Raw genomic sequence first — 15,421 nt, 5'->3', positions numbered from 1 at the left:
CCGTGGATCTCGACGCGCTTGCCGGCTGCCTCTCCAGCTCCGCTTGCCTGGTGACGCAAACCACCAGCGGCCTCATCATCGGCATGCTACTGTTCCTGGTCGCGGTTGGGCTGACACTAATTTTTGGCGTGCTCAAGATCGTCAATTTCAGCCACGGCGCCTTCTACATGTTCGGCGCTTATTTCGCGATGACGGCCTATCAGCTCACGGGCAGCTTTGCACTCGCGATGCTTGCCGGTGCAGCTGGTACCGCGGTCCTTGGGTTGATCTTCGAGCGCGTCTTCATGAGCCGCGTCTATGGTGCCGATGTGCTGATGCAGCTGCTCGTCTGCTACGCCTTCGTGCTGATCTTCGATGATGTGGTGCGGCTGATCTGGGGGCCGGAATTCAGGTCGATGGGCATGCCCGCGGCGTTCCAGGTGATGCCGTTGTTCATCGCGGGTGGCGTCGTGCCGCCTTATTATCTGCTGCTGATCGGCGTGGCGCTGGTCGCGGCGATCGTGCTCGGTATTGGGCTCTCGCGCAGCCGCATCGGCAAGGTGATCCGCGCCGCCGCGCACAATCCCGGCATGGTATCCGCGCTCGGAATCAACACCGGTCTGATCTACGGCGGCGTGTTCGCGCTTGGCGGGATGCTGGCCGGCCTCGCCGGCGCGCTCGCCGCACCAGTGCGTTCGCTGACCCCGGGCATGGGATTCTCGGTGCTGATCGAATCCTTCATCGTCACCGTGATCGGCGGCATGGGCTCGATTGTGGGCGCGCTGGTTGGTGCGTTGCTGCTCGGCCTGATCCGTTCGTTCGGCTCGCTCGGCTTTCCCCTGTTCACGGAAGGCCTGATGTATCTGTTCATGGTGATCGTGCTGGTCTCGAAGCCCACCGGCCTGTTCGGCAAGGAGGCGGCATGACCGAGCTGGAGGCCGGGCGCGCCGACAGGCTGGCGCCGGTGCGCAGCGTCTCCGCGCTTCAACGCTATCGCGATGTCCTGATCGCGCTGATCGCCTTCGCCGTGCTGGCCACTTTGCCGCTGTTGACTGACAGCAAGGCGCTGCTCGATTTCGTCATTCGCTGCTCCGCCTATGGCCTGTTCGCGACCTCGCTCAACCTGCTGGTCGGCTACACCGGGCTGACCTCGTTCGGTCACGGCATGTTCTTCGGCCTCGGCGCCTACAGTTTTGGCCTGATCATGCAGAAGCTCGGTGTACCCATTCCGGTCGCGTTCGTCGCGACGCTGGCGATCACTGCGCTCGTCGCAGCTGTTATCGGCGCGATCTGCGTCCGGCTGAAGGAGATCTACTTCGCCTTCGTCACGCTGGCGTTCCAGATGCTGATCCACTCGACCATCCTGTCCTGGGCCTCCTTCACCGGCGGCGACCAGGGCCTGCGCGGCGGCATTCCGCGTCCCGCTTTCCTCGGCATCAATCTCGCCAATCATGTCGATCTCTATGTCGTGAGCTGTGCGCTCCTTGTCCTCGGCCTGCTGGCAATGCGCCAGATCGCGCAATCCCCCTTCGGCTACACGCTGCGCATGATCCGGGACAACGCTGCGCGCGCCAGCTTCCTCGGCATCGACGTCTGGCGCGCAAAGCTCACCGTGTTCGTGCTGGCGGCGCTGTTTGCCTCGATGGGCGGCATGGTGATGGCGCTGTTCGTCTCCGGCGCCTATCCCGAATTCGCCTATTGGACCATCTCGGGCGAGGGCATTTTCATCAACATGCTCGGCGGCGTCTCGACCTTCCTCGGGCCGATGGTCGGGACCGTACTGCTGCTGCTGCTCAACGACACAGTCACGCGATTCACCGAATACCACGGCATCGTGCTCGGCGTCGTCATCCTGTTCTTCGCGCTGGGCCTGCGCAAAGGCCTGCTGGATTTCGTCGCCGAATGGTACACGCACCGGCGCGATGCGGGCGAGGGGCGCTAGCCATGCTTGAAATCCGCAACCTCGCAAAATCCTTTGGCGGTGTGAAAGCGACCAACGACGTCTCTCTCGACTTTCCCGACGGCTCGCTCACGGCCGTGATCGGCCCGAACGGCGCGGGCAAGAGCACCTTCTTCAATTTGATCACCGGGGCGCTGAAGCCGGATTCCGGAGAGGTGCTGCTCGACGGCGTTGATCTCGCCGGCCGCTCGCCGCCGGAGATCGTCCGCCATGGCATCGGCCGGGCGTTTCAGGTCGCCAGCATCTTCAAATCGCTGACGGTGCAGGAGACCATGCTCGCCGCGGTCAGCGCCGACCAGCGCACCTCCGCGGTGCTGCACAAGCGCTTTCCGTTGCCCGAGACGCGCGATCGCGCCGAGCACGTGATGGAGCTGCTGGGTCTCGCCGGCAAACGCAATCGCACCGCTGCGACCCTGTCGCATGGCGACCAGAAGCTGCTCGACATCGCGCTGGCGCTGGTGCTCGAACCGAAAGTGCTGCTGCTGGACGAGCCGACCGCCGGCATGGGCCCGGAAGAGCGCTGGCGCATGATTGACAAGGTGCGTGAGCTCTGGGAGACGCAAAAGATCACCGTGGTCTTCATCGAGCACGACATGGACATCGTGTTCAAGATCGCACCGAAAATCGTGGTGCTCTGCTACGGCCGCATTCTCGCGAACGGTAGGCCCGACGAGATCCGCAATGACAGTGCCGTGATCGAGGCCTATCTCGGCACCGAGCATGCGGGAGCCGCCGCATGAGCGCTGTGATCGAAGTCGCCGATCTCGATGTCTACTACGGCACAAGCCAGATCCTGTTCGGCGTCGCGCTCGCGGTGCGGCAGGGCGAGACCATGGCACTGCTCGGCCGCAACGGCGCAGGCAAGTCGACGACCATGAAGGCGATCATGGGCTTGGCGCCGCCGCGACGGGGTCAAATCAGCCTGCGCGGCGCGGTGATCTCCGGCCGCAAGCCGCACCATATCGCGCGCGCCGGCCTCGGCTTTGTGCCGGAGGACCGCCAGATCTTTCCGGAGCATACGGTCGAGGACAACCTCGTCATCGGCCGGAAGCGCGGACCGGAGGGCCAGGACGAATGGCCCATCAAGCGCATCTACGAAGTCTTCCCGCTGCTGGAGCCGCTGCGCCACCGCATCGCCGGGCGCCTGTCAGGCGGCGAGCAGCAGATGCTCGCGATCGCGCGTACGCTGATGGGCAATCCTGCACTGCTGCTGCTGGACGAGCCGAGCGAGGGTCTCGCGCCAATCATCGTGCAGCGGATCGGCGAGTTGTTGCGGCAACTCCGGAAGCTCGGATCGACCGTGCTGATCGCCGAGCAGAACATGCATTTCTGCCTGGGGCTGGCGAGCCATGCCACTGTCATCGACAAGGGCCAGATCGTCTATGCCGCCGCGATCGACGAGCTGAAGGCCAACGAGACGATCCGGCGACGTTATCTGGCCCTCTAGGCGGAGCCGCCAGTGTCCAAATAGGCCAAAAGAAGAAAACTGTTGCCCCGGGTCTAATGGACGGAAGGAGTTTCCCCGTCGAGGGGCAAATACGCCAATCGCTTCCATTGCCGTTTCGGGCTGAAACGACGACATTCCATTCAGAATTTGATGGATTGACTGCTATGGAACGCACCAGGTTTGAGCCTTTCGGCGAGCAATTGGTGTCCGCAACGGACACGCAGCCGCGCTCGCGCGGGTCGAAGCTGCTGTTGCGGCTCGGCACCGGCCTGTTCTGGTCGCTGGTCGCCGGTATCGTGCTGGCGCGCGCGGCCTTCTTCGAGCCCGGCGTCTATGACGGCTTCAGCCGCGTTGCCTCACTGGCCAAGAGCTTGATCTTCTAAGGCGCGCCTGATCTTCTAAAGGGCGCCTGACCTTCCGAGCCGGATTATTCCGGGCTGAGGATAGAACTTCCCTCGGCTCTGATATGCGAAAACTTATTTCCCAATCGGCTGGCGCTGCGTATAAATCCTTCTCCTCTGGGAGAGATTTGTGTCGCAGAATCAAGCATCCAGCCCGGCCGACGCTAAGCCGACCACGGCCACCAGCCGCATCGTCGCGCTGATTCCCGGCATCCTCCTCTGCATCGCCGTGGCCGGCGTTTCGGCCCTGCTTGAACGGGCGGAATTGGGCGTCTTCGAACATCCCTATGTCGAGGCGCTGGTGATGGCTATCTTGCTTGGCATGGCCGTGCGCAGCTTCTGGAAACCCGCGCCGCGCTGGCAGTCCGGCATCGCCTTCAGCGCCAAGCAACTGCTCGAAGTCGCCGTCATGCTGCTGGGGGCCTCGATCAGCTTTGCCGCGATCGCGGCGTCGGGCGTCGCGCTGTTGGCCTCGATCGCAGCGGTCGTCGTGATCGCGCTCAGCGTCTCCTTCGGCATCAGCCGCCTGCTTGGTCTGTCGACGCGGCTCTCGATCCTGATCGCCTGCGGCAACTCGATCTGCGGCAATTCGGCAATTGCGGCGGTGGCGCCGATCATCGGCGCCAACAATGACGAGATCGCATCCTCGATCTCCTTCACCGCGATCCTCGGCGTGATGATGGTGCTCGGCCTGCCGCTGCTGATTCCGTTGCTGCAGCTATCGGCCACGCAATACGGGATCCTCGCAGGCCTCACCGTCTATGCCGTGCCTCAGGTGCTGGCCGCGACGGTGCCGGCTGGGCTCGTCTCGACGCAGATCGGCACGCTGGTCAAGCTGATGCGCGTGCTGATGCTCGGGCCGGTGGTCGTCGGCCTCTCGCTGACGGCCTCGCGCTGGCACAGCGAAGCCAAGAAGACCAATGTCGGCTTCTTTCGCCTGGTCCCGTGGTTTATCCTCGGCTTCCTTGCGCTGGCGACTCTGCGCTCGCTCGAGATCGTGCCGTCCACGGTGGTTGCCCCGATCACGCGGATCACGGGTTTTCTCACAGTGGTGTCGATGGCCGCGCTTGGCCTCGGCGTCGATGTGAAGGTGCTTGCCAATGTCGGCGGACGGGTGACGGCGGCCGTGACGCTGTCGCTGCTGCTGCTGCTCGGCATCAGCATCGCACTGGTGCACTGGTTCAAGTGATCGAAGCTAGGTGCCGTAGGGTGGGCAAAGGCGAGAAGCGCCGTGCCCACCATCTCGTCGCGCGTACAAAAGTGGTGGGCACGCTTCGCTTTGCCCACCCTACGAGACCGTCATCCCGTAAGCGGGAGCGATGAAATCAAATCACATCCGCGAGCGAATGCCCGTGCAGTTCGATGTTCAGGCCCTGCATGCCCATGTCGTTGAGCTCGCCGCCCATCGCCTTGATGCTTTCCTCGCGGATCAGCGACATCAGTCCCCGGCGCAACCCCAGGAACTCCGACGACATCATCATCGACTGCTGCCGCGGCCGCTCCAGCGGGATCGGAATCTCCGCCTTGATCGAGCCGGGGCGTGCGGTCATGCAGTAGACGCGGTCGGAGAGGAAGATCGCCTCGTCGATGTCGTGGGTGACGAACAGCACCGAGATCTTCAGCCGCTGCCACATGTTGGTGAGGATCTGCTGCATGATGACCCGGGTCTGCGCATCGAGCGCGCCGAAGGGCTCGTCCAGCAACAACACTTTGGGTCCCGTCGCGAGCGCACGCACGATGCCCACGCGCTGCTTCATGCCACCTGAGAGTTTCTCGGGATAATGCTTTTCGAAGGCTTCGAGGCCCGCGAGTCCCAGCAGCGTGCGCGCGGCGCGCTCGCGCTGCGAGCGCGGCATGCCGCGCATCTTCAGGCCGAACTCGACGTTCTCCCGCACCGTCTTCCAGGGAAACAGCGAATATTGCTGGAACACCATGCCGCGCTCGGCGCTGGGGCCGTTCACCTTCTCGCCGTCGACGGTGACGATGCCCGTCGTCGGCTTGAGGAAGCCGGCGACCGCGTTGAGCAGCGTCGACTTTCCGCACCCGGAGGGACCGACGATCGAGACGAACTCGCCAGGCTTCACATGTATCTGCGTATCGGTGACGGCTTCGACCGGCCCCTCGATGCTGTCGTAGCTGAGGGAGAAGTTTTTGACCTCGATATGGCCCTGCGGTGCCTTGACAACGACCTCGCTCATTTCAGCCTCCACGGCATCACCAATTGTCCGGCCCCCCGGATCAGCATGCTGGATCCGAGGCCGAGCACGCCGATCGCGATCATGCCGAGCGCGATGTCGGCATACTGAACCAGCGAATAGGCCTCCCAGGTGAAATAGCCGATGCCGTACTGCCCCGAGATCATCTCGGCGGCGATCAACGACACCCAGGCCACGCCCATGCCGACCGTGAGGCCGGTGAAGATGTGCGGGAGCGAGGCTGGAAAATACACGTCGCGGAAGATCGAGCGCTCCCGCGCGCCGAGACATTGCGCGGCGCGCACCAGCACGGGATCGACCAGCGACATGCCGTGCAGCGTGTTGACCAGGATCGGGAAGAACGAGCCGAGGAACGTGATGTAGACGATGCTCTGCTCGTTGGTCGGCCACAGCATGATGGCCATCGGCACCCAGGCGATCGCCGGGATCGGCCGCAGCACCTCCGCCACGGGGAAGATGATCTCGTGGACGACCTTGAAGCGGCCCATGATCAGGCCGAGCGGCACGGCGACGATCGCCGCGAGCGAGAAGCCGAAGAAGATGCGCCGGCAGCTCAGGAGGACGTGCAGCAGGAATTTCGGATCGTGGATCGCCTTGGTGAAGCTCGCATAGACCGCGAGCGGCGAGGGCACGTTGGTGAAGCGCACGAAGAACACGACGCGATAGGTCGTCAGCAGGTGCCAGACCAGCAGGAAGGCGAGCAGCGAGATAATGCCGATCGCGGTCGCACGCAGCCCACCGCGGTTGAGCCGGTACCAGCGTAACGTGAGCGTGCTGAAAGAGGGCGGTGATGCGGGTGGAGTGGAGGCGGGCATGGCGCTGGCCTCCGCGATTGCGCTTGCCGGCATGCTGTCCTCGGAATGTCTGAGGAGGGCGGGACTGCTCACGTCTTGCCCCCGCCGACCGCCGCCTTCACCGCGTCGTCGAAGCCGAGCACCTTGCCGCTGATCTTGGCGGCATAGGCTTCAGCGTCCTTCTTCAACAGGAACGGCGCAACCTCGCCATTGCCGACCGCGAAGAAGGCCTGGTCGGCGAACAGCTTGATGCCGCGCGTGGTATCGAAGACGTAGGTGACGTTGATCTTCTTGCCCTTGGCTTTGTAGTCGGCATAGGCGCCGAGCGTGCAGCTCGCCGACGAGAAGGGCATGATGCCTGCCTGGTCGACCCAGACCTCGCCGGCCTTGCGCGGATCTGCGATCGGCTTCTTGCAGAAGGAATCTTCGCCGGAGATCTCGTAGTTACTGGCGCTGGCGAGCCGCGCGTCATAGTCGAGCTTCATCTCGGCATAGGCCTTGCGGATGTAGCTGTCGTCGACCCATTTCTTGGGATCGAACTCCTTCATCCGGCCGAGGTTCTGCAGCACCTTGACGTCGGCCGCTGCGGCGTCGATCAGCGCCGGCTTGATCGAGGGATCGGTGGTCATGTTGCCGCTGGGGCCGAGGAAGATGTAGACGACCTCCTTGTTGATGCCGGTCCATTCCTGGATTTTCTCCGCGGCGAGCTTGGGATCGTCGCGCAGCCACTGATTGGCGGCGATCAGCGCCTTGAAGTAGGCAACAACGACTTCGGGGTATTTCTCGGCGAAATCGGTGCGCACGACGATGCCGTGGAAAGTCGGGAGATTGGTCTCGACGCCGTCAAAGATCTTTCGGGCAAAGCCGCGGAACGGCAGCAGCTCGGCGAACGGAACGAAGTCGGCATGCGCGTCGATCTTCTTCTCCTGGAGATTGGTCGAGCCGACCTCCGGACTCTGGCTGACCAGCTGGAAGAAATCCGACGCGTAGCCGCGGTCCTGCATCGCCTTCAATACCATGCCGTGCGCGGCAGAGCCGAACGGCACGCTGACGAGCTTGCCCTTGAGATCGGCGAGATCGTAGTAGGGCGAATCCTTGTGCACGACGATGCCGTTGCCGGAGCCCGACAGGCTGTAGGCGGCGATGCCGATCAGCCGGCTCTTGCTCTCCGGATTGCTGTCGAAAGTGAAACCGTTCACGATCAACGGATAGTCGCCCATCATGCCGATCTGCAGCTTGTTCGCCATCATCGCATTGGTGACGGGCGGACCGGATGTGAAGTTCTGCCACTCCAGCTCGAACTTGATGTTGGCGTATTTGCCCTCCTTCGGCAGATATTTTTCGAGGAGATGGAGCTGGCGGATGACGACGCCGGCGGTCACCGTGTTGGTGGTGGTGTCCTGCGTTCCGATGCCGAGCGTGACGGTTTCCGCCGCGGCCGGCTGCGCGAGGAGAAGCGCCAGCGACGTCACCGACATCGCGATCGAGAGCGTGGGAAGATGGCGGACCATTCTCATCCTCATTCGGTTGGATGTGCTGTGGTTGCCATGATTGGGTGAGGGCGTGGGCAGGGCAAATCCGGAATGAGCGCCACAGTCGATTAGTTGCCGGGAAAAGTCGATTGCATACTCCTTGGGCAGTCCTGCAATATAAAGCCGCTTGCGTGGGCACCAGCCCTAGTCAGACGCTTGCCCTCGCATTTCTTCCAGCACGTCGGGCCGGCAGACCACGATCTGGGAGCGCTTGGTCAGCACGATTCCCTTCTCCTGCATGCGCTTCAGGCTGATCGTGACCCATTGCCTGGTGGCGCCGACCATGTGGGCAATATCGGCATGGGTGAAGGCGGCCGCGATCACCCGGCCGTCGGCGTCATCGACGCCATAGAGGTCGACGAGATGCAGCAACAGATGCGCAAGGCGCTGTGTGATCGAGCGCGTTCCCAGCATCTGGGCCAGCGCCGAATAGCACTTGCCCTTGAAGGTCAGGCCTTCAATCAGGCCGATCGCGAGGTTCGGAATCTCGACGGCAAGGGATCGCAGTTCCTTTCCGGGCAGATGCACCACGCTGCAATTGCTGGATGCAACGCCGGACCATTGATGCACAGTGCCTTCAAACACTTCCGGCCCGCCGACAAAATTGCCGACATGCCAATAGGCCAGCGTGATCTCGCGGCCGAGCGGGGAGGTGTAGAACACCCGGATACGGCCGCTTTCGATCAGCCAGATACCGTCGTGCTTGCCGCCCTGGCTGAACAGCGTCTGGCCACGGTTGAGCACTTTTCGGCGGCCCTGCTTCAGCACCAGCTCCCGCTCGCGCTGGCTGAGCTTGTCCATCAATGCCGGCGGTCCGCCGATCCATTGCTGGTTCTCGGTGAGTAGCAGCGAGGAACCGCCAGCAGGCCGGACCGTTGCGGGGCCGGTCCCGCGAACCACATTGGCCGCCTGCAACATCGTCTGCCTCCGGAACGTTCAAACCGTTCTAAAGAGGAGCAATGTCCGTGCCAATCACTCACCTGTCATCGCCCGGCGAAGACCGGGCGAGCCAGTATTCCAGGGAAAGCAATGGGATACGGAGGGGCCGCGGCGTACTGGATTCCCGCCTGCGCGGGGAAACACAACGGAACGCAGGAAGGAATCCTATCCCTAGCGCCCGGCCAAGCTCAACAAATACGGCTTCGGGTAAATCCCCCGGTTATGCCCATCCGAAAACGAGATGTTCAGCCCGTAACCGAGATCGCCGATCTCAGTGATCGCGATGCCTGGAAACCGCTCGGGGAAGCGGCCGTCAAAGCGGGCGCGGGTGCAGTGCGCACATTTGCAGGAGAGGCGGAGCGTTTCCGCCGGCAAGTCCAGCGTGTCGTCCTTAGCGGTGCGGACGCGGAGCGTCGCGAGATCGGCGCTTGCTTCGTAGTCTGCCACGGTCGGTGCCACCAAGGTCATGACGTGTCTCCGACCCTTGTCTACGTTGTCGCAGCGCTGCTGCGATAGCAACTAATTGCCATGCACAGGTGCGCGACGCTGATCTTCGCTGCCTGCTCTTCGATCATCGTCCACGAAATGTGAAACTAATCGACCGGGAATTTCAGTTCGGCGTTGCCGGATTCCTGTCTCTCCGAAACCTTGTGCGGAATCGAGGTCAGGAGAGACAATGAGCGCATTTCAGAAGGAAACGGTCCTGTCGGTCAGGCACTGGACCGATAGCCTGTTCAGCTTCACCGCGACGCGCGATCCGGGCTTCCGCTTCCAGAACGGCCAGTTCGCGATGATCGGGCTGGAAGTCGAGGGCAAGCCGTTGCTGCGGGCCTACAGCATGGCGAGCGCCAATCACGAGGAGGCGCTCGAGTTCTTCTCGATCAAGGTGCAGGATGGTCCGCTGACCTCGCGCCTTCAGAAGATCAGGGAGGGGGACATCATCCTGGTCGGCCGCAAGGCCACGGGCACGCTGATCACGGGCAATCTCATTCCCGGCAAACGCCTGTTGCTGCTCTCGACCGGAACGGGGCTCGCGCCGTTCGCCAGCCTGATCAAGGACCCCGACGTCTACGAGAATTACGAGACCATCGTGCTCGCCCACGGTTGCCGCCAGGTCTCCGAGCTCTCCTATGGCGAGCACCTCGTCGAAGGCCTGCGCGATCACGAGTTCTTCGGGCCGCTGATCCGCGACAAGCTCGTCTACTACCCGACCGTTACCCGCGAGCCGTTCAGGAATCGCGGTCGTATCTCCGACCTGATCGCGTCGAACCAGCTGTTCGACGATATCGGGCAGTCGGGACTCGATATCGAGACCGACCGCATCATGCTGTGCGGGAGCCCTGCGATGCTGGAGGAACTTCCCGCGATGCTTTCCGCGCGTGGCTTTGTCGAGGGCAATCACAGCCGCCCCGGCCATTTCGTGATCGAAAAGGCCTTTGTCGAGCGCTGAGGCGCAAATCGCACCTCGGCGACAACTAATTGCTATCGCCGGGACGCCTGCTGAACAAATCTGATGCAAAGGCGCCGGACCTGCCGGCGAACCAGGAGCAAGCGATGTCACTAGATCAGATCGTCGACGGACTTTCGGAGGTTTCCTGCGACGTGCTCGTCATCGGCGGCGGCACTGCCGGCCCGATGGCGGCGTTGAAGGCGAAGCTGAAGAATCCGAAGGCCAACGTCGTCCTGCTCGAAAAGGCCAACGTCAAGCGCTCCGGAGCGATCTCGATGGGCATGGACGGCTTGAACAACGCCGTCATTCCCGGCTACGCGACGCCGGAGCAGTACACCAAGGAAATCACCATCGCCAATGACGGCATCGTCGATCAGAAGGCGGTCTACAAATACGCGCAAAATTGCTATTCGATCATCGAGGAACTCGACAGTTTCGGCATCCGCTTCCTGAAGAACGAGAACGGCGACTACGCCGTCAAGAAGGTGCACCACATCGGCACCTATGTGCTGCCTATGCCGAACGGCGAGACCGTGAAGAAGGCGCTGTATCGCCAGCTGCGGCGTGCCCGCATCCTGATCTCCAACCGTTACATGGCGACGCGGCTGCTCAAATCTGCCGACGGACGCATTGCCGGTGCGATCAGCGTTAATACCCGGACCGCCGAGATGCTGGTGATCAAGGCCAAGGCCGTCATCCTGTGCATGGGCGCCGCCGGCCGTCTCGGCCTGCCGACCTCCGGCTACATGTTCGGCACCTACGAGAACGCGGCCAATTCCGGTGACGGCTATTCCATGGCCTATCATGCCGGTGCGGCCCTGGCGAACCTCGAATGCTACCAGATCAATCCGTTGATCAAGGACTACAACGGCCCGGCCTGCGCCTATGTCGCCGGTCCCTTCGGCGCCTTCACCGCCAACAACGAGGGATCGCGCTTCATCGAATGCGATTACTGGTCGGGCCAGATGATGCTGGAATTCTACAACGAGCTGCTGTCCGGCAAGGGCCCGGTGTTTCTCCAGCTCAAGCATCTTCACCCCGACACGATCTCGGAAATCGAATCGACGCTGCACAAGGTCGAACGTCCCACGCGCGGCCTGTTCCAGCAGGGGCGCGGGGTCGACTACCGCAGCGAGTCGATTGAGATGCATATTTCCGAGATCGGCTTCTGCTCCGGTCACAGCGCGTCCGGCGTGTTCGTCGACGACAACGCGCGCACCACCGTGCCGGGCCTCTATGCCGCCGGCGACATGGCGAGCGTTCCGCACAACTACATGCTCGGTGCCTTCACCAACGGTTCGGTCGCCGGCGTCGACGCGATGGAATTCGCGGACAATCACGATTTCGCGGAATTCGACGCGGCCGATGTCGCCAGGGAGCGTGACCGCGTGATGGCGCCGACCAAACGCGAGGACGGGATTCCACCGAACCAGATCGAGTACAAGACCCGGCGTCTCGTCAATGACTATCTGCAGCCGCCGAAAGTCACGCGCAAATACGAGCTCGGCATGCGTCGGCTCGCCGAAGCGAGGGAAGACATGGAGGAGCGGATGATCGCGCGCAATGCGCACGAACTGCTCCGCGCGCTCGAAGTCCAGTCGATCATGGACTGCGCGGACATGGCGGTGCATGCCTCGCTCTACCGCGAGGAAAGCCGCTGGGGCCTCTATCACTGGCGGACCGATTTCCCGGAGAAGGACAACGAGAACTGGTTCTGCCACACGCTTCTGAGCAAGCGGGACGGCAAGATGAGCAGCGAGAAGCGCGCCGTGGAGCCCTATGTCGTGCCGATCGCCGACGACGAGAAGGATCTCTACGACAAGCAGCGCATCCGCGCGACAGCCTGACCCGCCGCACAAATAACAGGAGACATACGATGCCTCTCGCTTCCTATCAGACATCGGTTCCGGTGGTCGTCGACGACGCCAAATGCATCGCGGACAAGGGCTGCACCGTGTGCGTTGACGTCTGTCCGCTCGACGTACTGCGTATCAGCGATATGACCAACAAGGCCTACATGGCCTATGACGAATGCTGGTACTGCATGCCCTGCGAGGCGGATTGCCCGACCGGCGCCGTCACCGTCAACATTCCCTATCTGCTGAGGTAGCCATGTCGAGCCCGTTCGAATCCTACGACGATCTCGAAGATGCCGACGAGCGGCTCCAGGCCGCCGATCCAGGGGAGCGCCGCGTCGCGATCATCGCGCTCGGCCATTCCGGCGATCCCGCAGCGGTCGGCCATCTCGCCAAAATGGTCGCCGATCCCGATGCCGGCGTGCGCCAGCAGGTCGCGATGGCGCTCGGCGAGTTCGACGGGCCGGAGGCCGCCAGCGCGCTGGTGAAGCTGCTGGTCGATCCCGAGAGAATCGTTGCGGCCGCCGCGGCCGACAGCATGGCGGAGTTCAAGGATCCAGCCTGCGCCGAAATCATCCTGCCGCTGGTCAAGCATGCCCACGCCTTCGTCCGCATGGGCGCGTTGCGTGCGCTCAAGGAACTGCGTTGCAAGGACACCTTGAAACCCGCGCTGGAAGCGCTCCAGGATTCCGATGCCGCCGTGCGGGTGCAGGCGATCGGCGTGATCGGGTTCCTCAAGCTGGAGGAATCAATTCCGGCGCTGACCGCGCTGATCAACGATCCAGACGCGCATGTGCGCCGTGCCGCCGTCAGCGCGCTCGCCTTCTCGCAGATGAAGCCCGCAGCCGAGATGATCACGCGCGCGTTGAAGGATTCGGACTGGATGGTGCGGGAGATGGCCGCGGAAACGCTGGGCCTCAACGTCAACGGCTCGATCGCCGCCGACCAGCTCATCGCTTCGCTCGGTGACGAGTTCTGGCAGGTGCGGCTGAAGGCAATCCGCAGCCTTGGCCGGATGACGATCGAGCGCGCGGTGCGCCCGATCGGCAATTGCGTCAACCATGAGCAGGCGAATTTGCGGAAGGAAGCCGCTGCTGCGCTCGGCGAGATCGCCCACCATGACGGCGAAGCGTTCCTTGCCGTCATCGCCGACGATCCCGATCCCGAGGTGCGCAAGAACGCGCGCTGGGCGCTTCAGCAGATCGCGGCCCGAAAAGCGCGGGCGGGGGCATAGAAGCGCGGCGGGCTGCGGCGCTGGACTTCCCGTCCCAGACGTTTATTGGTCTTCGCCAATGTGATAGGCCTCCGCGAGCGGAGGTCGATCCGAAAAGAGCGAGGATGCGCCCATGACGACATTGACGGTTAAGGACCTTCTCCCCGAGGACGGCACGCGCGGAACGCTTGTCGGCCGCGTCTGGCTGCCGCAGGCGAATGGTCCGGCCGTGGTCGCCGTGCGCGGCGATGGTGTGTTGGACGTCACCGCAACATTCCCGACCGTCAGCGCACTCTGCGAGGAGGGCGATCCGGCGAAGGCGCTTGCCGCCACCAAGGGCGAGCGCATCGGCGATCTCGAGGCCATCGTCGCCAACACGCCGCCCGATCAGCGCGATCCCAAGAAGCCGTGGTTGCTCCCGCCGGTCGATCTCCAGACGCTGAAGGCGGCCGGGGTGACCTTCGCCGTCTCGATGCTGGAGCGCGTGATCGAGGAGCGGGCGAAAGGCAATCCAGCCTCGGCCGAAGCGATCCGTAAGGAAGTGACGCGGCTGATCGGCGACGATCTGTCGAAGCTCAAGCCCGGCTCGGACCAGGCGATGCACCTGAAGCAGGTGCTCATCGACCAGAACGCCTGGAGCCAGTATCTCGAGGTCGGCATTGGCCCCGATGCCGAGGTCTTCACCAAGGCGCCGACCTTGTCGTCGGTCGGCACCGGCATGGATGCGGGGCTGCATCCGAAGTCGACCTGGAACAACCCTGAGCCGGAGCTGGTGCTGTTCGTCTCGAGCCGCGGCAAGATCGTCGGCGGCGCGCTCGGCAACGACGTCAATCTGCGCGACTTCGAGGGCCGTTCGGCGCTGCTGTTGTCGAAGGCCAAAGACAACAACGCCTCGTGCTCCATCGGTCCGCTGCTGCGTTTGTTCGACGACAGCTTTACCCTCGACGACGCCCGCAAGCTCGACATCAGCCTGAACGTGAGGGGGCAGGACGGTTTCGTCCTCGACGGCCATTCCTCGATCAGCATGATCAGCCGCGATCCGACCGATCTGGTCGAGCAGACCATCGGCAAGGTGCATCAATATCCCGACGGCTTCGTGCTGTTCCTTGGCACGATGTTCGCGCCGGTCAAGGATCGCGACGCGCCGGGGCAGGGGTTCACCCACAAGCGCGACGACATCGTCACCATTGCGGCGCCCCAGCTCGGTAAACTCGTCAACCGCATGCGGACCAGCGACGAGTGCGAGCCCTGGACGTTCGGCATCGGTGCGCTGATGAAGAATCTGGCGCAGCGGAAGCTGATCTAGCGGCCAGCATGTTGCCCCGCCGACAGCGGGCGATTGCACATCGAAATCAGGAGAAGGTCGTCATGCCCGGGCTTGTCCCGGGCATCGACGTTCTTGGTCCTGCATGGCAAAGCCGTGGATGGCCGGGACAAGCCCGGCCATGACGATGTGGCGCTGGCGAAGCCACATCATCTCGTTCATCTTCCCGTTGCATCCGCGGAACAAAATCGCGCTTGGCGTGTCATACGATGACCGCCCTGCCAACTGCGATGTCCCGAGCGAATAGTCAGATAATATGACTAGTCGGAACCAAACTTCCGTGAAATAGTCCCTCCCGCCGCCTCAAAGG

The 15,421-nt window shown here is 63.1% G+C and carries 16 protein-coding genes; 11 read left to right on the top strand and 5 right to left on the bottom strand.

Features of this window, described 5'->3' with window-relative positions; translation table 11 throughout:
* The first annotated feature begins 2 nt into the window (after positions 1 to 2).
* The 6 genes from GWG67_RS03110 to GWG67_RS03085 all read left to right on the top strand — a co-directional run bounded on the left by GWG67_RS03110 (position 3) and on the right by GWG67_RS03085 (position 4,976).
* Positions 3 to 905, top strand: a complete 903-nt coding sequence (locus tag GWG67_RS03110) for a branched-chain amino acid ABC transporter permease (RefSeq protein WP_275167675.1) — start codon at positions 3 to 5, stop codon at positions 903 to 905.
* Positions 902 to 1,921 (top strand): branched-chain amino acid ABC transporter permease, encoded by a 1,020-nt coding sequence (locus tag GWG67_RS03105; protein ID WP_275167674.1) that lies wholly within the window; start codon positions 902 to 904, stop codon positions 1,919 to 1,921. Before GWG67_RS03110 ends, GWG67_RS03105 begins: the two co-directional genes overlap by 4 nt.
* Before the next feature lie 2 nt (positions 1,922 to 1,923).
* The gene (locus GWG67_RS03100; RefSeq protein ID WP_275167673.1) at positions 1,924 to 2,679 is read left to right on the top strand and encodes an ABC transporter ATP-binding protein; all 756 of its coding nucleotides are present in this window, start codon (positions 1,924 to 1,926) and stop codon (positions 2,677 to 2,679) included.
* The gene (locus GWG67_RS03095) at positions 2,676 to 3,386 is read left to right on the top strand and encodes an ABC transporter ATP-binding protein (protein WP_275167672.1); all 711 of its coding nucleotides are present in this window, start codon (positions 2,676 to 2,678) and stop codon (positions 3,384 to 3,386) included. The genes GWG67_RS03100 and GWG67_RS03095 overlap by 4 nt, the downstream gene beginning before the upstream one ends.
* Positions 3,387 to 3,589: 203 nt before the next feature.
* Complete coding sequence (locus tag GWG67_RS03090; RefSeq protein WP_275167671.1) at positions 3,590 to 3,769, top strand: hypothetical protein; 180 nt, start codon at positions 3,590 to 3,592, stop codon at positions 3,767 to 3,769.
* Between the two features lie 148 nt (positions 3,770 to 3,917).
* Complete coding sequence (locus GWG67_RS03085; protein ID WP_275167670.1) at positions 3,918 to 4,976, top strand: YeiH family protein; 1,059 nt, start codon at positions 3,918 to 3,920, stop codon at positions 4,974 to 4,976.
* A 136-nt stretch (positions 4,977 to 5,112) separates the two neighbouring features.
* Here GWG67_RS03085 and GWG67_RS03080 read toward each other — a convergent pair whose 3' ends face one another.
* From GWG67_RS03080 to GWG67_RS03060, 5 genes are all read right to left on the bottom strand, one after another.
* A complete protein-coding gene (locus GWG67_RS03080) occupies positions 5,113 to 5,985 on the bottom strand; it encodes an ABC transporter ATP-binding protein (protein ID WP_275167669.1) in 873 nt (290 codons plus the stop codon).
* The gene (locus tag GWG67_RS03075; protein ID WP_275167668.1) at positions 5,982 to 6,851 is read right to left on the bottom strand and encodes an ABC transporter permease; all 870 of its coding nucleotides are present in this window, start codon (positions 6,849 to 6,851) and stop codon (positions 5,982 to 5,984) included. Before GWG67_RS03075 ends, GWG67_RS03080 begins: the two co-directional genes overlap by 4 nt.
* Before the next feature lie 35 nt (positions 6,852 to 6,886).
* The gene (locus GWG67_RS03070; RefSeq protein WP_275167667.1) at positions 6,887 to 8,308 is read right to left on the bottom strand and encodes an ABC transporter substrate-binding protein; all 1,422 of its coding nucleotides are present in this window, start codon (positions 8,306 to 8,308) and stop codon (positions 6,887 to 6,889) included.
* 165 nt (positions 8,309 to 8,473) lie between these two features.
* Positions 8,474 to 9,247: a Crp/Fnr family transcriptional regulator gene (locus GWG67_RS03065; RefSeq protein WP_275167666.1), complete on the bottom strand. Its 774-nt coding sequence runs from the start codon at positions 9,245 to 9,247 to the stop codon at positions 8,474 to 8,476.
* Positions 9,248 to 9,439: 192 nt separating this feature from the next.
* The gene (locus GWG67_RS03060; RefSeq protein WP_027569172.1) at positions 9,440 to 9,736 is read right to left on the bottom strand and encodes a gamma-butyrobetaine hydroxylase-like domain-containing protein; all 297 of its coding nucleotides are present in this window, start codon (positions 9,734 to 9,736) and stop codon (positions 9,440 to 9,442) included.
* Positions 9,737 to 9,944: 208 nt separating this feature from the next.
* On the opposite strand from GWG67_RS03060, the gene GWG67_RS03055 reads away from it, so the two are divergent.
* The 5 genes from GWG67_RS03055 to GWG67_RS03035 all read left to right on the top strand — a co-directional run bounded on the left by GWG67_RS03055 (position 9,945) and on the right by GWG67_RS03035 (position 15,093).
* Positions 9,945 to 10,718 carry a ferredoxin--NADP reductase gene (locus GWG67_RS03055; protein ID WP_275167665.1) on the top strand — a complete coding sequence of 258 codons (774 nt, stop codon included), beginning with the start codon at positions 9,945 to 9,947 and terminating at the stop codon, positions 10,716 to 10,718.
* Between the two features lie 104 nt (positions 10,719 to 10,822).
* On the top strand, positions 10,823 to 12,565 hold the full coding sequence (locus GWG67_RS03050; RefSeq protein WP_275167664.1) for a fumarate reductase/succinate dehydrogenase flavoprotein subunit: 1,743 nt from the start codon (positions 10,823 to 10,825) through the stop codon (positions 12,563 to 12,565).
* 29 nt (positions 12,566 to 12,594) lie between these two features.
* The gene (locus GWG67_RS03045; RefSeq protein WP_007593252.1) at positions 12,595 to 12,828 is read left to right on the top strand and encodes a ferredoxin family protein; all 234 of its coding nucleotides are present in this window, start codon (positions 12,595 to 12,597) and stop codon (positions 12,826 to 12,828) included.
* 2 nt (positions 12,829 to 12,830) lie between these two features.
* Complete coding sequence (locus GWG67_RS03040) at positions 12,831 to 13,808, top strand: HEAT repeat domain-containing protein (protein WP_275167663.1); 978 nt, start codon at positions 12,831 to 12,833, stop codon at positions 13,806 to 13,808.
* A gap of 112 nt (positions 13,809 to 13,920) precedes the next feature.
* Positions 13,921 to 15,093 carry a fumarylacetoacetate hydrolase family protein gene (locus tag GWG67_RS03035; protein WP_275167662.1) on the top strand — a complete coding sequence of 391 codons (1,173 nt, stop codon included), beginning with the start codon at positions 13,921 to 13,923 and terminating at the stop codon, positions 15,091 to 15,093.
* Positions 15,094 to 15,421 lie beyond the last annotated feature (328 nt).

Source organism: Bradyrhizobium sp. CSS354, assembly GCF_029051725.1.
Taxonomy (GTDB): Bacteria; Pseudomonadota; Alphaproteobacteria; order Rhizobiales; family Xanthobacteraceae; genus Bradyrhizobium.
This window is presented reverse-complemented; position numbering and strand designations above follow the sequence as displayed.

Bases quoted from the DNA above. Each gene is read 5' to 3' on its own strand.
- GWG67_RS03060 (WP_027569172.1), bottom strand. From the start codon at position 9,736: ATGACCTTGGTGGCACCGACCGTGGCAGACTACGAAGCAAGCGCCGAT.
- GWG67_RS03075 (WP_275167668.1), bottom strand. From the start codon at position 6,851: ATGCCGGCAAGCGCAATCGCGGAGGCCAGCGCCATGCCCGCCTCCACT.
- GWG67_RS03070 (WP_275167667.1), bottom strand. From the start codon at position 8,308: ATGGTCCGCCATCTTCCCACGCTCTCGATCGCGATGTCGGTGACGTCG.
- GWG67_RS03095 (WP_275167672.1), top strand. From the start codon at position 2,676: ATGAGCGCTGTGATCGAAGTCGCCGATCTCGATGTCTACTACGGCACA.
- GWG67_RS03105 (WP_275167674.1), top strand. From the start codon at position 902: ATGACCGAGCTGGAGGCCGGGCGCGCCGACAGGCTGGCGCCGGTGCGC.
- GWG67_RS03045 (WP_007593252.1), top strand. From the start codon at position 12,595: ATGCCTCTCGCTTCCTATCAGACATCGGTTCCGGTGGTCGTCGACGAC.
- GWG67_RS03055 (WP_275167665.1), top strand. From the start codon at position 9,945: ATGAGCGCATTTCAGAAGGAAACGGTCCTGTCGGTCAGGCACTGGACC.
- GWG67_RS03065 (WP_275167666.1), bottom strand. From the start codon at position 9,247: ATGTTGCAGGCGGCCAATGTGGTTCGCGGGACCGGCCCCGCAACGGTC.
- GWG67_RS03040 (WP_275167663.1), top strand. From the start codon at position 12,831: ATGTCGAGCCCGTTCGAATCCTACGACGATCTCGAAGATGCCGACGAG.
- GWG67_RS03050 (WP_275167664.1), top strand. From the start codon at position 10,823: ATGTCACTAGATCAGATCGTCGACGGACTTTCGGAGGTTTCCTGCGAC.
- GWG67_RS03035 (WP_275167662.1), top strand. From the start codon at position 13,921: ATGACGACATTGACGGTTAAGGACCTTCTCCCCGAGGACGGCACGCGC.
- GWG67_RS03100 (WP_275167673.1), top strand. From the start codon at position 1,924: ATGCTTGAAATCCGCAACCTCGCAAAATCCTTTGGCGGTGTGAAAGCG.
- GWG67_RS03080 (WP_275167669.1), bottom strand. From the start codon at position 5,985: ATGAGCGAGGTCGTTGTCAAGGCACCGCAGGGCCATATCGAGGTCAAA.